The following is a 19,003-nucleotide window of genomic DNA, read 5'->3' on the forward strand; positions in this document are numbered from 1 at the left end:
TTGGGTATAGTAGCAAAATATTTATTGATTTATCGCTTAATTACTTGAACTGGATAACAAAGCCGAGCGGTTTTCCTTATAGAAGGGTGTTAGAATACCTGCCCAGTAAATCAGCTAATAGAAGAATAATTGGAAGACGGAATGACAGAATTAAAAAACGATCGTTATTTACGCGCCTTGCTTAAACAACCGGTCGATTGCACTCCTGTATGGATGATGCGTCAGGCTGGACGTTATTTGCCTGAGTACCGTGAAACTCGCGCTATCGCTGGCGATTTTATGTCCTTGTGTCGTAATGCTGAACTTGCTTCAGAAGTGACTTTGCAGCCTTTGCGTCGTTTCCCTTTGGATGCGGCCATTTTGTTTTCCGATATTTTGACTATTCCCGATGCAATGGGGTTAGGCTTACGTTTTGAAACAGGCGAAGGCCCTGTATTTGATAAGCCAATTACTTGTCGAGCAGATGTGGAGCGTATCGGCATACCAGACCCTGAAGGTGAGCTGCAGTATGTGATGAATGCGGTACGTCAAATCCGCAAAGATCTACAAGGAGAAGTTCCTCTGATTGGTTTCTCTGGTAGCCCTTGGACATTAGCGACTTATATGGTTGAAGGTGGAAGCTCAAAAGCATTCACTAAGATCAAAAAAATGATGTATAGCGACCCACATACCTTGCATCTGTTGCTTGATAAATTAGCGGATAGTGTCATTGATTATTTGAACGCACAAATTAAAGCGGGCGCTCAATCGGTGATGGTATTTGATACGTGGGGTGGAGTACTAACACCAAGAGATTACAACGACTTCTCTTTGCAATACATGCACAAAATTGTGGATGGATTAATTCGTGAAAATGATGGTCTTCGCGTACCTATAACCTTATTCACCAAGAATGGCGGCATGTGGCTTGAAAAGATTGCTGCAACAGGTTGCGATGCTGTTGGTTTAGATTGGACCATTAATATTGCGGATGCGAAAGCGCGTATTGGTGACAAAGTTGCACTGCAAGGCAATATGGATCCATCTATGCTGTATGCACAACACGATCGTATTCGTGAAGAAGTTGGCAATATTTTAGCGGGGTTTGGCGAAGGTACTGGACATGTATTTAACTTAGGTCATGGTATTCATCTTGACGTGCCACCTGAAAATGCGGGTGTGTTTGTGGATGCCGTTCATGAACTGTCTAAGCCTTATCACTCAAATAAATAAGTACTCATTGGCACTGTATTGCAGTGCCTACATTACAGAACGAACTTGGTAAATTGCGAACGTAGTGAGGGAATCCTCTTCGATGAAAACGAAAGACCGAATTGTTTATGCTGCATTAGAACTGTTTAATGATAATGGGGAGCGTAGCATTACGACTAACCATATCGCTGCCCATATCGATATTAGTCCGGGTAATTTGTACTACCATTTCCGTAATAAACAAGAAATTGTGCGTGAAATATTTAAATTGTATTCAGCAGAATTGATTGAACGTTTTACACCGCTACAAGGGCAGTACGAGAGTTTAACTTTACTTAAGCATTATCTCGATTCGATCTTTACTTTGATGTGGCGTTACCGTTTTTTCTACGCAAACTTACCAGATATTTTGCAGCGAGATGATCAATTACACGCGGAATATATTGCAGTACAAGATAAGCTCCAAGCAAATCTAATCAATATTATCCGAGCTTTTGTGGAAATGGATTTGTTAGATATTGCTGAGCAAGATATGCAGAAAACAGCGACAACTCTTCATATCGTGGCCTCTTCTTGGCTTGCGTATCGTTCTGCTATGTCGCCTAAAACTCGTATTACAGAGTCAGTGATTCATCAAGGTGTGTTACAAATTATCTCTATCGTAAAACCGACTGCTACAGCAACCGGATATGAGCAGCTGCAACTGTTGGAAGAAGGTGTGCGCGCGATGCATGCTTAAAAAGAAATGAGATATAACCTTTCTGTCTTGGGCAAGAAAGGTTAATGCTGGTAACGTGACTGAGTGAATTGACTCAGTAAACGGTTTGATATGCATTATGACATCTTTAACGGTGATGCCGATGGCATCATCGCTCTTCTTCAGCTTCGTTTAGCCAACCCTATTTCCAGCACTTTAATTACCGGTATTAAGCGCGATATTGAGCTTGTTGAGCAGATAAACTGTCAAGCCGGTGATAGTGTCACCGTGTTAGATGTCTCCATGGCAAAAAATAATGCGGCACTGGCAAAAGTGCTCGAACACGATGTCCCCGTCTTTTACGCGGATCATCACCTTCCGGGGGAAATTCCTCAACATCCCTTACTTGACGCGCATATTGATACCGACCCTAATATGTGTACTGGATTAATTGTCGACCGTTTGTTAGAAGGGCAGTTTCATGCTTGGGCGATTACGGCTGCCTTTGGCGATAACCTGATAGCAAAAGCAACTGAATTAGCAGAAATAGCGGGTTACTCTCAACAAGAACAGAGTCAGTTATGTGAATTAGGTACACTGATTAATTATAACGGTTATGGCCGAGCGGTAGATGAACTGCACTATCACCCCGCAGAATTGTTTCGCACTTTATGCCAATACGACAGTCCATTTGCTGCGATTACTGATACTGGGTCGCCTTATTACCAGTTAAAAAAAGGTTATGAGCAAGATATGGCCCTAGCTCAATCTATCACTCCTTATTGGGAAAGTGATTGCTTGCGGGTTTTCCTTTTGCCGCCAACGTCTGCGTCATACCGTATTAGTGGTGTATATGGTAATCAGCTAGCTAACGAGTCTCCTAATCAAGCCCATCTGGTTCTTACGGAAATGAATAGTGGGCAAGCTTATACCGTTTCACTGCGAGCCCCTCTTTCCAATAAACAAGGTGCTGGTAAGTTATGCAGTGAGTTTGCAACTGGGGGAGGCCGTGAAGGTGCAGGTGGCATTAACAATTTACCTGCTGAACAGCTCGACGAGCTGATCAGCAAGGTGGCAAACTTTTATCAATATTAATAGCATCTTGATGTTACTTGGGGAGCAAACTACTAGCGAGTTAACCAGGATGTTGGGTTGACTGCTTGGCTATTGCGTCTTACTTCAAAATAGACTGCTGGTTGTGGTTGTCCTCCGGTATCTCCCGCAAGAGCAATGGTTTCTCCCGCTCTCACTTTATCCCCCTCTTTTTTGGTGAGAGCTTGGTTGAAACCATACAGTGTCATATCCCCTCTACCATGGTCGATAAGTACCATCAAACCATAGCCACGTAGGTAATCAGAGAAAACAATGGTTCCGGGATATACGGCTTTAACTGGTTCGCCGTAATTGGCGCGAATAACAATCCCTTTCCAGTTTATTTGTCCACCCTGATAATCGCCATAACGATGCAGTAACGAGCCTTTAATCGGCCAAGGCAGCTTCCCTCTTTGTCGTGCTAAACCATCCATAGGGACCGCATTACGTTTCGCTGCTTTGGCAATTTCTGCTTTTAAGCGTGTTTCATTACGCTGAAGTTCAGCTAGGTAAACCTTGTCCCCAGAAATGCCTTTTCGAATTTTGCTAATGGTGCTGTGTCGTTGTTGCTGGCTATTGGCAAGTGCTTGGTATTTCTTGGTTTGTTTTTCTAAGAGCGAGGTAATTTGATCTCGTTCCAGCTTTAATTGATGTTCACTGTTGTCTAGCTCTTGATGGGTTCTCTCAAGTGTTTGAATCGCTTGAGTGCGAGATTTTGCTAGGTGTTGGTAATACTGGCTAATGCGATCTTCTTCCACTCCAGTATTTAGCAAGTTGCCACTGGCGCTTGCTCGTTTGGTGATGTAGTAAGTTTGCATGAGCTTGGTAAGAATATCGGTTTGCTCTTTACGCTTTGCTTCAAGTTGGGCAATTTTATGTTGGAGTTGCGCTATGTTTTGGTTTGCTTTCTTTTGTTGCAGTTTTGTCTCATTGATTTGCTTTTTTTGACTTGCGATATCCAGCTCTTGCTTTTTCAACTCTTGTTGTAGTTTATCTAACTCTTTTTGTTGTTGAGATAACGACTGCTTTTGACGCTGAATTTCACCGCTTACTCCTTTCAATTCTTGTTGAGACGCCGCATGAGCGCTAACAGACAAAAATAGGATCAAAATGAGTGCAGTTGCTGATGTAACTAAGTTGAAAAAGCGAGAGCGGTGAGTCTTAAACGTCATAGTGATTAGTTTTATTTACCATGTATAGCGAGACAGTATTACTCAAAGCGGTAAGTGAGGCGAGTGTGCCATGCAAAAAGTTTGTCATTCTATGCACAATTGAAGAATGAAATACAAAAAAGGCCTCGCATTGGAGGCCCTTTCAATTGTGATGCAAACGGCATTATTTGAACAGCACTTGGCCAGTCATTTCCGTAGGAATTTCAGTATCTGTTAGCGCCAACATGGTTGGAGCTAGGTCAGACAGTTTACCGCCTTCTTTGAATTCAAAATCTTTGTTACCAACATAGATTAGAGGTACAGGAAGGTTAGTGTGAGCTGTGTGGATACCACCTGTTTCAGGGTTAACCATCATTTCAGCATTACCGTGGTCAGCCGTGATCAACAGTTGACCATCCACTTCTTTAATTGCTTCAACGATACGACCAACACAAGCGTCAACTGCTTCACAAGCTTGAACTGCTGCATCGTATACGCCAGTGTGACCAACCATGTCGCCATTCGGGTAGTTACAGATGATCGCGTCGTATTTACCAGACTTGATTGCAGCAACGAGTTTGTCAGTCAGTTCACCTGAACTCATTTCTGGTTGTAGGTCGTACGTTGCAACTTTTGGAGAAGCAACAATTTGACGATCTTCACCATTAAATTCAGTTTCTACACCACCGTTGAAGAAGAACGTTACGTGCGCGTATTTTTCAGTTTCAGAAATACGTAGCTGAGTTTTACCTGCTTTTGCTAGCCATTCACCGTAAGTGTTTGTTAGAGACGCTGGTGGGTAAGCACAAGCTAGAGGAATGTCCGCAGCGTATTGAGTTAGCATAACGAAATCAATTGCTGGGAACTTAGCACGTTCAAAGCCTGCGAAATCTGTAACGAAAGTACGAGTGATTTCACGAGCACGGTCGGCACGGTAGTTCATGAACAAAACAGTGTCGCCATCTTCAATTGCTGAAGACTCTTGACCTGCTGCACAAACGACAGTCGCTTTCACGAATTCGTCGTTTTCTTCACGAGCGTAAGCTGCTTCAAGGCCAGCAACTGCTGAATCTGCAGTGAATTCACCTTTTGCTTCAACAAGAACGTCGTAAGCTTTTTGTACGCGATCCCAGTTGTTGTCACGGTCCATTGCGTAGTAACGACCGATCAAAGATGCAGTACGACCTTTGCCCAATTTAGCAAACAGTTCGTCAAAGCGTTTTAGGGAAGCTTCTGCGCTGCGAGGTGGAGTATCACGACCATCAAGGAAGCAGTGGAGGAAGATTTTTTCTGCACCACGAGCGGCGGCTAGTTCAACTGCAGCATAGATGTGATCTTCGTGAGAGTGTACGCCACCTGGAGACATAAGCCCCATGATGTGTACTGCTTTACCATTTTTTGCTGCTTTATCAATGGCTGAAACCAACACTTCGTTTGTTTGGAATTCACCATCTTGGATAGCTTTAGTAATGCGCGTTAGGTCTTGATAAACGATACGGCCTGCACCGATGTTTGTGTGACCTACTTCAGAGTTACCCATTTGACCATCAGGTAGACCTACGTCTAAACCAGAGGCTGAAATCAGAGTATGTGGGTTGTTTGCTGCTAGACCGTCTAGAACAGGGGTCTTTGCGTTGTTAATCGCATTGTTGCTGTTGTCTTCACGGTAACCCCACCCGTCAAGAATGACTAGAGCCATAGGCTTCTTAGCTGACATAGTATTGACCTCGTCAAATTCAAAGTAACTGAAATTAGCGTAATTTTACTACACTTTTTCCTCTTTGCAGTAGGTTAAGATCAATGATTCTACCTATCAATGTGATTAACCCCGACAGAGAGTCGTAAGTGGTAAATTAGTAACCATTTTAGGTGTAAGGATATTACGTACCCTAGTACACCAATATTCCAGTGCCTAGCACAGCGACAAAAGCGCCTGACCAAGCATACCGGTTTGGACATTGCTTCGTGTACAACCAGATAATTGGTAATAACATAATTGGAGTGGTAGAAGACAATAACGCAACCATGCCGACATTTCCATCTCGTAATGCGTACATGATAAGGGTCATACCCACCGCCATTGCCAGAAAACCGTTAACGAATGTTATGGCAAAAATTGTCGGTGTCATTTTTTGGGTTGCTTTCGCCATACGATAGCCAGTTAAACGTAGAGTGCTGTGTGCAATAAATGCGGTAAGCATACGTATGGCGGATGCGGCAATTGGGTCAATATCCGTCATCATAACGGGTTTTGCTAGTATTCCGCCTAATGCTTGGCAAATTGCCGCGGTGATGCCAAGAGCAATACCAGCACCTAAATGACCACTTACACTGTCTAATCGATGACTCTTTTTCCGACCAAAGAATATCGCACTTAATACACCAATAAAGACTAAAGTTGACCCCATTAGTTCCCGATTAGTCATGGTTTCGCTAAATAGGAAATAGCCTAATACCGCAGAAAATACAGCATGGCAGGAAAACAGCAAACCAGATTGGCGTGGTCCCATTCGGTTGAGGCAAGCAAACAGTGCGGTATCACCAATAAAAATACCAATAAGACCAGATAATGCCATGGGCAAAATATCGCTGGTGGCGACCGTACTCCACCCGCCCGTAAAAAGTGCAAATAGAGTCAAAATTATTGAGGTGCATCCCATGCGCCAGCGGCTATAAGCAAAAGAACCAAGATGTTTAGATGGTACTATCGACATTAAGCTGGAGATTGCCCAAAGCAAAGCTGCGCCTAACGCCAACCATTCGTAACCCATGAAGTTTATCCATAACGTGAAAGGGTAGAGAAGAGTGCTAATATGCCATTTAACCAAGCGAAAGCAATGACTATTTTGATGGTCGATTGAGTGTTGAGAACGGTTGAGGATAAAAAGAGACCCCAATAATTGGTGTCCAACTATTGGGGGCAGTTTACAGCGCTGGGATTTGTTTATGCTTTGTGTGCGTACGCAGAACCTAAACGAGTCGGCGTATTAACGCGCATCGAATCATCAAAACGAATCGCGTCTTTGGCAAACAGGTTAATCACTGTAGAACCTAGCTTAAAGCGACCCATCTCTTCCCCTTTCTTAAAGCGGATAGCCTTTTCGCCTTCTGCTGGGTAATTCCAACGATAAATGGTATTACCACGTGGTGGGGTAATAGTACCTGCCCACACGACTTCGATACTGCCTACGATGGTTGCGCCTACAAGAACTTGAGCCATCGGGCCATATGGTGTGTCAAAAATACATACGACACGTTCATTGCGCGCAAAAAGATTAGGGACATTCTCAGCGGTTAATGGGTTTACTGAGAAGAGATCTCCCGGTACGTAAATCATTTGACGCAGTGTTCCATCACATGGCATGTGCACACGGTGATAGTCACTTGGCGACAAATAGAGTGTGGCAAAGTCACCTTCCAGAAACTCATTAGCCAATTCAGCATCACCACCTAACAATTCTTGAGCAGAAAAGTCATGGCCTTTTGCCTGAATAAGCTTACCATCATTGATGTAGCCGAATTGACTAACACAAGCATCAGCAGGATGAGCCAATGTTTCCTCACCTTCCACTAGAGGGCGTGCGCCAGGTTTGAGTTCGCGAACAAAAAACTCGTTAAACGTACTAAAGTGTTTGGGATCGGAGTGCAACGCTTCATCCATATTCACTTTATACTGTTTGATAAACAAACGAATAACCGCTGTGGTTAGACCGCCTGCTTTGGCTGAAGCCAGTTTCCCTACCAATCGGGTTAAACCGTGCTGAGGGATCCAGTACTGCAGTCCAACTTTAATTTTATCCATTGTCGATAATTCCAATGTCTATTTATCATTTGGGCGCGAAATGTTACTGAAAAATTGTCATGATGTCAGTATTTGTGCATTTCTAGCCCACAAAATTCGATCAAAGATCGGCTTTCTTGCTCTTTGAATATTGGCGATTGGCTTTATTTTCCGCCATGCTTTCAATAATACGGTGGTAGTTGTCAAAACGAATTTCACTGATTTCTCCGTTCTCGACGGCCTCTCTGAGTAGGCAACCAGGATCATCACCATGTTTACAATCGCGGAACTTACAGCCGCCAAGGAAAGGGCGAAACTCACGATAAGCCTCAGTAATATCGTCATTCTCTAAATGCCATAAGCCGAATTCTCGAACCCCCGGTGAATCGATAAGATCACCACCTGACGGGATATGGTAAAGGCGAGCTGCCGTTGTGGTATGCTGGCCTAAACCTGAGTTTTCGGAAATTTCACCTTCTTCGACAGTATCTTCTAACTCAGGCATCAGTGCATTAACTAGACTAGACTTGCCTACCCCTGATTGACCAACAAAAATATTGATCTTGTTCTGAAGTAGGGTTTCGAGTTCTGCAATGCCTTCGCCTGTTTCTTTACTCACGTAGAGTACTTGATAACCAATGTTACGGTAAATCTCGAGCCATTCATGATAGAGTTCGCGCACCTCATCGTTTAACAAGTCGATTTTGTTAAGAACTAAGAGAGGGGCTATGTCTAAAGTTTCTGACGCGATCAAATAACGATCGATGATGTTTAGGGATAGTTCAGGTAAAACCGAGGAAACGATTACCATTTGGTCAACGTTGGCTGCAACTGGTTTAAGTCCATCGTAGTAATCTGGACGAGTTAATACAGAGCTGCGAGGTTCTACCGCTTCTACGACACCAGAAATACCGGCGAGAGTTTCGATGCCTGGACGCCAAATCACGCGGTCGCCCGATACGAGGGTTTCAATACCTCTGCGCATATTGCACCGATGGATGTCACCAGTTTCAACATCTTCGATGTCAGCATGCTGACCAAAACGGGTAATCACTAACCCATTTTTGGCACTTTCTAGCATGGATTCGTCCCATTGAATGGTCTCTTCCTGGGTAAGTCGTTTACTTTGATTGCTTCTTACTCGCCTTACTTGGCCTTTAGTCAGCTTTTTTCTTTTTGCCACTATGCGTTTCTTTATTCTAAGTTAGAGAATGTCGGCTGCATGTATACCAGCAGATGTTATGAAATCCAAGAGAGTGCGGTATCTTGGTTTTCTGATTTTAGGTATAGTACCTTTTTTCCAGACAATCCCATATAGGCACCTATCTATGTCTTTTAACGAACAGAATCTTATCTGGGTCGATTTAGAGATGACGGGTTTAGATCCAGAAACCCACAAAATTATCGAAATCGCCACCATTGTGACGGACAGTGAACTGAATATCTTGGCCGAAGGCCCTGTGCTTGCAATTCATCAGCCTGAATCTGAGTTAGCCAAAATGGATGATTGGTGTACCAATACACATACCGCTAGTGGGTTGGTAGAACGAATTCGTGCTAGTCAGATCACAGAAGATGATGCCGTGGCGCAAACCATTGAGTTTTTAGAAAAATGGGTTCCTAAAGGAAAATCACCGATTTGTGGTAATAGTATTGGTCAAGACCGCCGTTTCCTATATAAACATATGCCAACGCTTGAAGAGTATTTCCACTACCGCTATATCGATGTGAGTACGATTAAGGAGCTCACTCGCCGTTGGAAACCAGAAATGTTATCCGGTTTTACCAAGCAAGGTAGTCATTTAGCTTTGGATGATATTCGTGAATCGATCGCTGAATTGCAGTTCTATCGTCAACATGTGTTCTCTATTTAGGGGATAAAATGGCGACTTTGTCAGGGTAAAAAGCCTGGGAAGTGAAGGAAACTATTCGTTTTGTATGCTTTTTAAGCGGTTGAAGTTATTTTTTCTTTTTTTTTGACGAAGCTCTTGCATCAAAAAAAAATGCTCTTATAATTCGCAGCCCTGACAACGGGAAACCGAAAGTCAAAGCGACACTAGCTCAGTTGGTAGAGCGCAACCTTGCCAAGGTTGAGGTCACGAGTTCGAACCTCGTGTGTCGCTCCAATCTTTTTTAAGATTGAAAGCACAACGTTTAAACGACGCACGATGCGACACTAGCTCAGTTGGTAGAGCGCAACCTTGCCAAGGTTGAGGTCACGAGTTCGAACCTCGTGTGTCGCTCCAATCTCCCTTTTAAGGTTGAGAGCAGCAACGTTTAAACGACATACGATGCGACACTAGCTCAGTTGGTAGAGCGCAACCTTGCCAAGGTTGAGGTCACGAGTTCGAACCTCGTGTGTCGCTCCAGTTTGCTTCTCATAGAGAAGAGAGTCTTCATCGTACTTTAACGGTGACACAATATGGACGCGGGGTGGAGCAGCTTGGTAGCTCGTCGGGCTCATAACCCGAAGGTCGTCAGTTCAAATCTGGCCCCCGCAACCAAATTTTAATGATTTGTTGAAAAACAAGTTGTTATGCGACACTAGCTCAGTTGGTAGAGCGCAACCTTGCCAAGGTTGAGGTCACGAGTTCGAACCTCGTGTGTCGCTCCAGTTTGCTTCTCATAGAGAAGAAAGTCTTCATCGTACTTTAACGGTGACACAATACGGACGCGGGGTGGAGCAGCTTGGTAGCTCGTCGGGCTCATAACCCGAAGGTCGTCAGTTCAAATCTGGCCCCCGCAACCAAATTCTAATGATTTGTTGAAAAACAAGTTGTTATGCGACACTAGCTCAGTTGGTAGAGCGCAACCTTGCCAAGGTTGAGGTCACGAGTTCGAACCTCGTGTGTCGCTCCAGTTTACTTCTCATAGAGAAGAGAGTCTTCATCGTACTTTAACGGTGACACAATACGGACGCGGGGTGGAGCAGCTTGGTAGCTCGTCGGGCTCATAACCCGAAGGTCGTCAGTTCAAATCTGGCCCCCGCAACCAAATTTTAATGATTTGTTGAAAAACAAGTTGTTATGCGACACTAGCTCAGTTGGTAGAGCGCAACCTTGCCAAGGTTGAGGTCACGAGTTCGAACCTCGTGTGTCGCTCCAGTTTACTTCTCATAGAGAAGAGAGTCTTCATCGTACTTTAACGGTGACACAACACGGACGCGGGGTGGAGCAGCTTGGTAGCTCGTCGGGCTCATAACCCGAAGGTCGTCAGTTCAAATCTGGCCCCCGCAACCAAATTTAGATAATTTGAGTGACTCGAGTTATCACATTTCAGATGCGACACTAGCTCAGTTGGTAGAGCGCAACCTTGCCAAGGTTGAGGTCACGAGTTCGAACCTCGTGTGTCGCTCCAAATTCCTTCTCATTGAGAAGAGAGTCTTCATCGTACTATAACGATGGCACAATACGGACGCGGGGTGGAGCAGCTTGGTAGCTCGTCGGGCTCATAACCCGAAGGTCGTCAGTTCAAATCTGGCCCCCGCAACCAAATTTCGCTCAGAGTTGTCACTCTCAGCCTATAGCTTGAATGGGTAGCATAACTGTTGTCCATTCAAGTTATTTTCATTTTTGAGTTGTACCGGCTTATAAAATGAAGCTAACTTATCGTATTTTAAAATTAAGATTTTTACGATAAGTGCTGTAACAGTTAAGAATTGGAACTGTCATTTAGGTCACATCTTAAGGTAGAGCAGAGTAGTTGTTTGTGCTAGGCTTAAGTTCTCTTCGGTACATGCTCTTTTATTTAATGCTGAGAAGCATTACTCCCTAATAATGATTAAGTGGTAGGCCGAAGTTATTATGACTCTTGGTTTATATCCTGTCATTTCAATATGTTTTCCCAAACTTCTGAACTATCCGTTCACAGACTTATCCACATTTTTATATTGTGGATAACTTGGTGCATAAAGTGTTTTTTACAGTAAAAATGGCCTTGATAAAGAGGATCTTTATTGGTATATCAGTTTTTTGTATTTGATAGATTTTTTCTTAACTTGTTGTTTTTTAATGATTAATTGTGTTTGGTTTAGTTAACGATATTGCAATGAAAAGATCATTAACTACAAAATCCTTGATCCTAGTCATTTCCTGCTGTTGTGACTAACTTTATCTGACGTTAGAAAACGTTGTCTCATTAAATTTTTTTCCACACTTCCTTTTTGTGAGTGATGTCAAGTCAGAAGTGAAAAATTCGCTGAACCTTAGGCATCTCTAGGTAAACCTTTTTGTACAATGCGGATTAGGCGGTCTTTTTTTCTGTCTTTAAACGGTAATTGCTTCAACTGTTGAGTGAGAGCCCAATCAATATGTACGTCGAGTAGCTCTGATTTCCCTCTGTTTTCTTCAAGAGTATCAATGATAGCTTGAGAGTATGGTGCATTACCCATAGCCACAATAAGATTACGTTGCCATTGCTCATGACCAATTCGTCGGATAGCGGAACCTTCCATGTTTTTGAGAAATGTCGCTTCATCCCATGCAAATAATGCTAATAAATCTGGATCCATAAAGGCTTTGCGACGATGAAAATCCGTTTCTTGCGTTATCTCTGCAAAACGATTCCATGGGCAAACTAACTGACAGTCATCACAACCGTAGATACGATTGCCCATGAGTGGGCGAAACTCTTCTGGAATAACCCCTGAAAACTCGATAGTGAGGTAGGAGATACAGCGACGAGCATCAATGACGCCCTCAGCTACAATGGCTTGAGTGGGGCAAGACGTCATGCATGCGGTACATTTTCCACACTGATTTTCTTGTGGTGTATCAATGGGCAGCGGAATATCGACCAGTAATTCCCCAAGAAAGAACCATGAGCCTGCTTCCTTATCGAGGATAAGCGAATGTTTTCCTGTCCAACCGAGCCCTGCTTTTTGTGCTAGAGGACGTTCAAGGATGGGCGCGGAGTCGACAAATGGACGGTATCCCAACTCTCCAGTGACTTCTTTGATTTTGTCACCCAGCTTTTTGAGCTGATTACGTACGAGTTTGTGATAGTCTCGACCTAATGCATAACGACTTATGTATGCTTGTGAACCATCTTCTAAGTTTGAAGCAAAGTGAGCATCTGGCGGTAAGTAATCCATTCGTACGCTGATGACACGAATGGTTCCGGGCAATAATTCAGCAGGTCTCGCGCGCATCATGCCATGGCGTGCCATCCAATCCATATCACCATGATAGCCTGCGTCTAACCAGCGCTGCAGAGCTTCTTCATGTTCGGATAGATCAACATCGCAGATACCGGCTTGGCTAAAGCCTAGCTCTTGAGCCCAAATTTTGATGTTATCTGCCAGAGCTTGGTAGTTCATATCATATCTACGATCGAAGGGGGCGAGGATCTTAACGGATCTATTCTATGGGATCTAGTGTGTGAGCCTTAGCAATTTAACATGAAACTGAGCATGTTTTTCTGTTTGCTTACAGAAGAGATCTTGTTAATCAATTCCACTACAGTTTACTATTCCTTTTCTACAAGCATATTTTGCGCCGTAAAGGCGATCTTTTTTGAGATAGTATTTCATGAACACCAAAACATTTACTCTGAAGAACGAACAAGACACCGTTAGTTTGGGCACTGCGTTGTCCAGATTATGTCGTCAGCAAACGACAATCTTTTTATATGGTGATCTTGGTGCGGGTAAGACGACATTTAGCCGAGGTTTTATTCGTGCATTGGGTCATCAGGGAAATGTTAAAAGTCCAACATATACGTTGGTTGAGCCTTACCAATTAGATAAATGGCAGGTTTATCACTTTGATCTTTACCGCCTAGCAGATCCTGAAGAGCTCGAGTTTATGGGGATTCGTGATTATTTTACGGATGATGCTATCTGTTTGGTCGAATGGCCGGATAAGGGCCAGGGATTGTTGCCTGAGCCAAATTTGACTATCGATATTCGCTATGATGGAGAGCAGAGACAAGTTGCTATCACTGCGAATGACGAGTATGGACGTACCTTATTGAGCCAGTTGGAGTTATGTTGATTGTTAACCGTTTTCGTATCGTAGTTTTTCTCTTTGGGCTCTTTTTAAGTGTGGTTTCAACGTTTGTTCAGGCAAACGTTTTAGAGGGGATTCGTGTTTGGCCCTCGCCAGATGAAACTCGTATTGTGATGGATGTGAAATCTGAAGTGACGTTCAGTTACTTCACTCTATCCAGTCCTAACCGGCTGGTGATTGATTTGAAATCCACATCATTACATACCAAATTGCCAATTAAAGTCACTGATAGTGCAATAGTGAAGCAGATTCGCGCGAGTTCACCTCCAGAGAAAGGCACTTATCGTTTGGTGATTGAATTGAGCAAACGAGTTTCGCCACAGCTCTTTACTTTGCCTCCAACACCAGGCGGCCAATATGGGCATCGTCTTGTGGTTGATTTGCCCAATGAAACTCCGAAAGAAGCGCAAGCTGCGAGTAATTCTATTGCGAAATTAAAAGCAAGTCGCGATATCTCTCAGTTATCGGGTAACGAAGACATTATTATTGCTGTTGACCCTGGTCATGGTGGTGAGGATCCCGGTTCAATCGGCCCAGGTCGTCGTTTTGAAAAAAACGTCACAATTGCTGTGGCAAAGAAATTAGCTGACTTAATTAACCAAGTTCCTGGGATGAAAGCGATTTTGACCCGATCTGGGGACTATTATGTCAGTTTGAACAAGCGAACCGAGATTGCTCGAAAACAAAAGGCGCATTTATTAGTCTCAATTCATGCAGACGCTTTTAGCTCTCCACAGCCTCGAGGAGCATCTGTTTTTGTTTTGAATACTCGTCGAGCGAATACTGAAATTGCTCGTTGGGTTGAAAATCACGAAGAACAGTCTGATTTACTGGGTGGTGCCGGAGCGGTGCTCGCGAAAAATACCAGTGATCGAAATATCAGCCAAACGTTATTGGATTTGCAATTTAGTCATTCCCAGAAAGAGGGTTTTACTCTTGCGACGGATATTATTAAGCAACTTAGTAAAGTTGCACATATGCATAAAAGAAAGCCTGTGAATGCAAGCTTGGCTGTATTGAAATCTCCTGATATTCCTTCAGTGTTGGTTGAAACAGGGTTTATTTCGAACCCTACGGAAGAGCGTTTGTTGTTCCAAAGTTCACATCAAAACAAATTAGCTCGTGCAATTGCCACCGCGGTGGTGGATTACTTTAAAGGGAATCCACCAGAAGGCACTCTGTTCGCTAACCGCAATAAAACACACAACTATCGTGTCCAGCGGGGGGATTCACTCTCTATTATTGCTCATCGTTTTGGTATGTCAGTCGATGACATAAAAAAAGAGAACGCCCTAAAGAGTAATATGCTCAACATTGGACAAATATTGCGAATACCTGGTGGGCACACTTCCATTGCGGTTCCTAAAGAGAGTTCTCCTGTTGAAACGAGAGTGATTACTCACGTAGTGCAATCGGGAGAGTACTTGGGGCAAATAGCCAGTCGCTACAAAGTGTCAGTGGCCGATATAAAGGAAGAGAATAAGCTCAAGTCGAATACACTATGGATTGGGCAAAAACTCAAAATTACAGTGAATCTTAAAGATCGACCAATTCGCAAGCATACTGTGGCGCGAGGTGAGTTCTTAGGTAAAATTGCTGCTAAATATGATGTCGGTGTCAGTAGTATTCGTAAAGCGAACCATCTTAAGTCTGATAGTTTGGCTATTGGCCAAGTACTAATCATCCCAAATAAATAAGCAAATCATGGCAATCCAAATATTACCTGCTCGTCTTGCCAACCAAATTGCGGCTGGTGAAGTTGTTGAAAGACCGGCTTCTGTTGTTAAAGAGTTGGTCGAAAATAGCTTGGACTCTGGAGCAACCCGAATCGATATCGATATCGATAAAGGTGGCGCTAAGTTGATCCGTATTCGTGATAACGGTTGTGGCATTCCTAAAGATGAGCTCTCATTGGCGTTAAGTCGCCATGCGACGTCAAAGATTTCCAATCTTGATGATCTAGAAGCGATCATGAGTTTAGGATTTCGTGGTGAAGCGCTAGCAAGTATTAGTTCTGTTTCTCGTTTAACACTCACATCACGAACGACGGCGCAGGAAGAAGCATGGTCTGCTTATAGTGAAGGGCGAGACATGGCGGTTAAACTTCAGCCAGCGGCTCATCCTGTAGGCAGTACTGTAGAAGTGTTGGATCTCTTTTTTAATACTCCAGCTCGGCGCAAATTTTTACGTACGGAAAAAACGGAATTTTCTCATATTGATGAGTTGGTGAGGAGAATCGCACTTAGCCGTTTTGATGTGAGCTTTACATTGCGCCATAACGGCTCTGTCGTCAGGCAGTATCGTGCAGCTCAGACTCGTGCTCAAGAGGAGAAACGGATAGGTGCAGTATGTGGCAGTGCTTTTGCTCGGTCGATGTTGCGAGTGGATCTTGAGCATCAAGGACTGAAGTTATGTGGCTGGATTACCACACCGGAAGGAGCTCGGCAGCAAAACGATCTACAATTTTGTTATGTGAACGGACGCATGATGAAGGATAAGTTGATCAATCATGCGATTCGTCAAAGCTACGAGACTAGCTTACGTCCTGATCAATATGCTACCTACGTTCTTTTTATTGAAATCGATCCGCATCAAGTGGACGTTAATGTCCATCCAGCAAAGCACGAAGTTCGCTTTCATCAAGCCCGGTTAGTGCATGACTTTATTTATCAAGCTGTCAGTAGTGCGCTGTCTCAAGCATGTCATGTTGATGCAACAGTATTAAACGAAGCGGCGTTTCATTCTCCTGTTGAGGGTAACCCTGCGGATAAGTCTAAGTTAGATGAGATAGCGTCAGCTCCGGAGCGTCTATTAAATGCAGTAGAGCAAACACCGGCTTATCCTGGCCGTGCCGATTACGAAAAAACGAGATCAGAGAGCCGGTCAAATGAATCGCATTATCGAGTTCAAGAGCCAGCAGAAAATCATCGTGATTGGCAACCTTCGAGTCGTCAAACTGAACGCAACAAGAAGGGGGAAAGGACCGGTGATAGTGCCCCGACGGCAGAGCAGGTTCGTGTATATCAACAATTGATGCAAACGCCTGATGTTGAACCAGAGATTGTCGAGAATTCGACTTCTTATGAAGTCGTCTCTGATGTTACAACCGCACCGATTGAAAAGCTGGGTAAAGCTATCACTGTGATTCAAGGACAATTCCTAGTCATGGGATCGGCACAAGGTTGTGTATTGGTTTCTCTTGCTCAAGCAGAACGATTGAAGTTACTCGGCCAACTGGATGCATCGCATCAGGCTTTAAAGAGCCAGCCTTTGTTAGTACCGCTTTCGGTCAAAGTTGCTCCGAGTGAGTTGGTGGCGGTGGAACGTTATCATGAACTGTTTTTGCAATTGGGGTTGGATTTTCAGCCGCGCACCAAGCAGACGGTGATGGTGATGGGAGTACCTCAACCAATTAGACAGCAAAACTTGCAACTTCTTGTGCCAGATCTGTTATCTTACGCGGCCTTAACTTTGAACGAGGATGCCCCTGCGTTGGATCATACTCAACTTACCGTATGGCTAAGTGACCGTGTTAAATCCACAAAAACTGACTACACTCTATCTGAGGCGATTCAGTTGATCTCAGAAATTGAGCAGTTGTGGCAAGGGAAACTCCCTTTGCAAGATGGGCACTTTGTTCGACCTATAGATTTTTCAGCGACTATTGCAGTATTGACTTCATGACCAAACAACTACCTCTTGCCCTTTTTTTGATGGGACCTACAGCGTCTGGTAAGACAGACCTAGCGATTCGACTGCGTGAAAAATATCCTGTCGATATTATTAGTGTAGATTCGGCTTTGATCTACAAAGGTATGGATATTGGTACGGCAAAACCGACTGCTCAAGAGCTAGCGCAAGCGCCTCATGAATTGATCGATATTTTGGATCCTAGTGAATCCTATTCAGCGGCGGATTTTAGACGTGATGCTTTAAACGAGATGAATGCCATTGTTGAGCGTGGGAGAATTCCCCTGCTTGTTGGTGGAACTATGTTGTATTACAAAGCATTACTGGAAGGTTTATCGCCGTTACCGGCAGCAGATCCCAAAATTCGGCAACAAATAGAGCAAGAAGCATTGACTAAGGGTTGGTCATTACTGCACGATGAGCTAAAGATGATTGATCCAGTGTCAGCTGATCGGATTCATCCTAATGATCCACAACGGTTATCAAGGGCATTGGAAGTTTATCGAATTTCGGGTAAAACTTTAACTGAACTGACCGAAACGAAAGGGGAGGCAATTCCTTTTCGAGTTAAGCAGTTTGCAATTGCTCCCAAGGAAAGGGCAGAACTGCATCGTCGTATTGAACTGCGGTTCGAAAAAATGGTCGAAGCAGGGTTTGAAGATGAAGTGAAAGAGCTCTATTCACGAAAAGATCTTCATCCTGATTTACCATCGATTCGCTGTGTTGGATATCGTCAGATGTGGGACTACTTAGATGGGAATTGCAGTTTGGATGAAGCGGTTTTTCGCGGCATCTGTGCAACCCGTCAATTGGCCAAGCGGCAGATCACCTGGTTACGCAGCTGGGATGATTTAACTTGGTTAGATAGCGAGAACATTGAGCACGCCTTAGAAACTCTCTCAAATGCCATAGCATCAGATTGAGTAAGCTGTGTATAATGGAATCGCTTTTGCGTAATGTGCCCTGTAAGGGATCCGTTACTTGAACTTGGCTATGTGTGCCCCAATAACGGATCAGGGTGTTTTCATTCGTTTAGCTCAGATGTAAAGGCCGCACAGAACTCTAGTGCACCGCTAGCTAAATAATTACTACAAAATACAAATAAGGAAAATAAAATGGCTAAGGGGCAATCTCTACAAGACCCATTCTTAAATGCACTACGTCGCGAGCGTATCCCTGTATCAATTTACCTAGTGAACGGTATCAAACTACAAGGCCAAATTGAGTCTTTCGATCAGTTTGTGATCCTTTTGAAGAACACCGTTAACCAAATGGTTTATAAACACGCGATCTCTACAGTCGTTCCTGCTCGTCCAGTTAGCCACCACAGTGGTGACCGCCCAGCACAGGATCGCCCTTCTGATAAAGCGGAAGATTAATTAAGAAGTTTATT

General features: G+C 43.8%; 15 protein-coding genes and 12 tRNA genes. 21 read left to right on the top strand and 6 right to left on the bottom strand.

The features are described from left to right. Positions 1 to 141: 141 nt before the first annotated feature. The 3 genes from hemE (at position 142) to JCM16456_RS01345 (ending at position 2,983) form a co-directional block, all read left to right on the top strand. A complete protein-coding gene (gene hemE, locus JCM16456_RS01335; protein ID WP_068711711.1) occupies positions 142 to 1,212 on the top strand; it encodes a uroporphyrinogen decarboxylase in 1,071 nt (356 codons plus the stop codon). An 82-nt stretch (positions 1,213 to 1,294) separates the two neighbouring features. Further along, positions 1,295 to 1,930, top strand: a complete 636-nt coding sequence (locus tag JCM16456_RS01340; RefSeq protein WP_068711713.1) for a TetR/AcrR family transcriptional regulator — start codon at positions 1,295 to 1,297, stop codon at positions 1,928 to 1,930. A 90-nt stretch (positions 1,931 to 2,020) separates the two neighbouring features. Further along, a complete protein-coding gene (locus JCM16456_RS01345) occupies positions 2,021 to 2,983 on the top strand; it encodes an acetyltransferase (protein WP_068711715.1) in 963 nt (320 codons plus the stop codon). A gap of 32 nt (positions 2,984 to 3,015) precedes the next feature. Here the strand turns inward: JCM16456_RS01345 and JCM16456_RS01350 are convergent, their stop codons facing one another. From JCM16456_RS01350 to rsgA, 5 genes are all read right to left on the bottom strand, one after another. Then, positions 3,016 to 4,152, bottom strand: a complete 1,137-nt coding sequence (locus tag JCM16456_RS01350) for a murein hydrolase activator EnvC family protein (protein ID WP_068711717.1) — start codon at positions 4,150 to 4,152, stop codon at positions 3,016 to 3,018. A gap of 163 nt (positions 4,153 to 4,315) precedes the next feature. Continuing rightward, entirely contained in the window at positions 4,316 to 5,848 is a 1,533-nt protein-coding gene (gene gpmM / locus JCM16456_RS01355) for a 2,3-bisphosphoglycerate-independent phosphoglycerate mutase (RefSeq protein ID WP_068711719.1), read from the bottom strand. Between the two features lie 172 nt (positions 5,849 to 6,020). After that, complete coding sequence (locus tag JCM16456_RS01360; RefSeq protein WP_068711721.1) at positions 6,021 to 6,902, bottom strand: DMT family transporter; 882 nt, start codon at positions 6,900 to 6,902, stop codon at positions 6,021 to 6,023. Between the two features lie 173 nt (positions 6,903 to 7,075). Beyond that, a complete protein-coding gene (gene asd / locus JCM16456_RS01365; protein ID WP_068711723.1) occupies positions 7,076 to 7,933 on the bottom strand; it encodes an archaetidylserine decarboxylase in 858 nt (285 codons plus the stop codon). Positions 7,934 to 8,033: 100 nt separating this feature from the next. After that, positions 8,034 to 9,095: a small ribosomal subunit biogenesis GTPase RsgA gene (gene rsgA / locus JCM16456_RS01370; protein ID WP_068711725.1), complete on the bottom strand. Its 1,062-nt coding sequence runs from the start codon at positions 9,093 to 9,095 to the stop codon at positions 8,034 to 8,036. Between the two features lie 145 nt (positions 9,096 to 9,240). Here rsgA and orn point away from each other — a divergent pair, with 145 nt between their 5' ends. The 13 genes from orn (at position 9,241) to JCM16456_RS01435 (ending at position 11,404) form a co-directional block, all read left to right on the top strand. Next, the gene (gene orn / locus JCM16456_RS01375; protein ID WP_068711727.1) at positions 9,241 to 9,786 is read left to right on the top strand and encodes an oligoribonuclease; all 546 of its coding nucleotides are present in this window, start codon (positions 9,241 to 9,243) and stop codon (positions 9,784 to 9,786) included. 176 nt (positions 9,787 to 9,962) lie between these two features. Next, positions 9,963 to 10,038: transfer RNA gene (locus JCM16456_RS01380), tRNA-Gly, on the top strand. Positions 10,039 to 10,082: 44 nt separating this feature from the next. Continuing rightward, a tRNA-Gly gene (locus JCM16456_RS01385) sits at positions 10,083 to 10,158 on the top strand. A 47-nt stretch (positions 10,159 to 10,205) separates the two neighbouring features. Further along, positions 10,206 to 10,281: transfer RNA gene (locus JCM16456_RS01390), tRNA-Gly, on the top strand. A gap of 58 nt (positions 10,282 to 10,339) precedes the next feature. Continuing rightward, positions 10,340 to 10,416: transfer RNA gene (locus JCM16456_RS01395), tRNA-Met, on the top strand. A gap of 34 nt (positions 10,417 to 10,450) precedes the next feature. After that, positions 10,451 to 10,526: transfer RNA gene (locus JCM16456_RS01400), tRNA-Gly, on the top strand. Positions 10,527 to 10,584: 58 nt separating this feature from the next. Then, positions 10,585 to 10,661, top strand: a tRNA-Met gene (locus tag JCM16456_RS01405). Positions 10,662 to 10,695: 34 nt separating this feature from the next. Then, a tRNA-Gly gene (locus JCM16456_RS01410) sits at positions 10,696 to 10,771 on the top strand. A gap of 58 nt (positions 10,772 to 10,829) precedes the next feature. Next, positions 10,830 to 10,906: transfer RNA gene (locus JCM16456_RS01415), tRNA-Met, on the top strand. Positions 10,907 to 10,940: 34 nt separating this feature from the next. Continuing rightward, positions 10,941 to 11,016: transfer RNA gene (locus JCM16456_RS01420), tRNA-Gly, on the top strand. 58 nt (positions 11,017 to 11,074) lie between these two features. Continuing rightward, positions 11,075 to 11,151 (top strand) — tRNA-Met (locus JCM16456_RS01425). 42 nt (positions 11,152 to 11,193) lie between these two features. Beyond that, a tRNA-Gly gene (locus JCM16456_RS01430) sits at positions 11,194 to 11,269 on the top strand. A 58-nt stretch (positions 11,270 to 11,327) separates the two neighbouring features. Next, positions 11,328 to 11,404, top strand: a tRNA-Met gene (locus tag JCM16456_RS01435). 712 nt (positions 11,405 to 12,116) lie between these two features. On the opposite strand, the gene queG is transcribed toward JCM16456_RS01435, so the two are convergent. Further along, entirely contained in the window at positions 12,117 to 13,229 is a 1,113-nt protein-coding gene (gene queG / locus JCM16456_RS01440; protein ID WP_068711729.1) for a tRNA epoxyqueuosine(34) reductase QueG, read from the bottom strand. 211 nt (positions 13,230 to 13,440) lie between these two features. On the opposite strand from queG, the gene tsaE reads away from it, so the two are divergent. The 5 genes from tsaE to hfq all read left to right on the top strand — a co-directional run bounded on the left by tsaE (position 13,441) and on the right by hfq (position 18,989). After that, complete coding sequence (gene tsaE / locus JCM16456_RS01445) at positions 13,441 to 13,905, top strand: tRNA (adenosine(37)-N6)-threonylcarbamoyltransferase complex ATPase subunit type 1 TsaE (RefSeq protein WP_068711731.1); 465 nt, start codon at positions 13,441 to 13,443, stop codon at positions 13,903 to 13,905. Then, positions 13,899 to 15,617 (top strand): N-acetylmuramoyl-L-alanine amidase, encoded by a 1,719-nt coding sequence (locus JCM16456_RS01450; protein ID WP_068711733.1) that lies wholly within the window; start codon positions 13,899 to 13,901, stop codon positions 15,615 to 15,617. Before tsaE ends, JCM16456_RS01450 begins: the two co-directional genes overlap by 7 nt. A 7-nt stretch (positions 15,618 to 15,624) precedes the next feature. Further along, complete coding sequence (gene mutL, locus JCM16456_RS01455; protein WP_068711735.1) at positions 15,625 to 17,604, top strand: DNA mismatch repair endonuclease MutL; 1,980 nt, start codon at positions 15,625 to 15,627, stop codon at positions 17,602 to 17,604. Then, positions 17,601 to 18,533 (top strand): tRNA (adenosine(37)-N6)-dimethylallyltransferase MiaA, encoded by a 933-nt coding sequence (miaA, locus tag JCM16456_RS01460; RefSeq protein ID WP_068711737.1) that lies wholly within the window; start codon positions 17,601 to 17,603, stop codon positions 18,531 to 18,533. Before mutL ends, miaA begins: the two co-directional genes overlap by 4 nt. A 192-nt stretch (positions 18,534 to 18,725) precedes the next feature. Beyond that, positions 18,726 to 18,989 (top strand): RNA chaperone Hfq, encoded by a 264-nt coding sequence (gene hfq, locus JCM16456_RS01465; protein ID WP_068711739.1) that lies wholly within the window; start codon positions 18,726 to 18,728, stop codon positions 18,987 to 18,989. Positions 18,990 to 19,003 lie beyond the last annotated feature (14 nt).

The sequence above is a fragment of the Vibrio tritonius genome (assembly GCF_001547935.1).
Taxonomy (GTDB): Bacteria; Pseudomonadota; Gammaproteobacteria; order Enterobacterales; family Vibrionaceae; genus Vibrio; species Vibrio tritonius.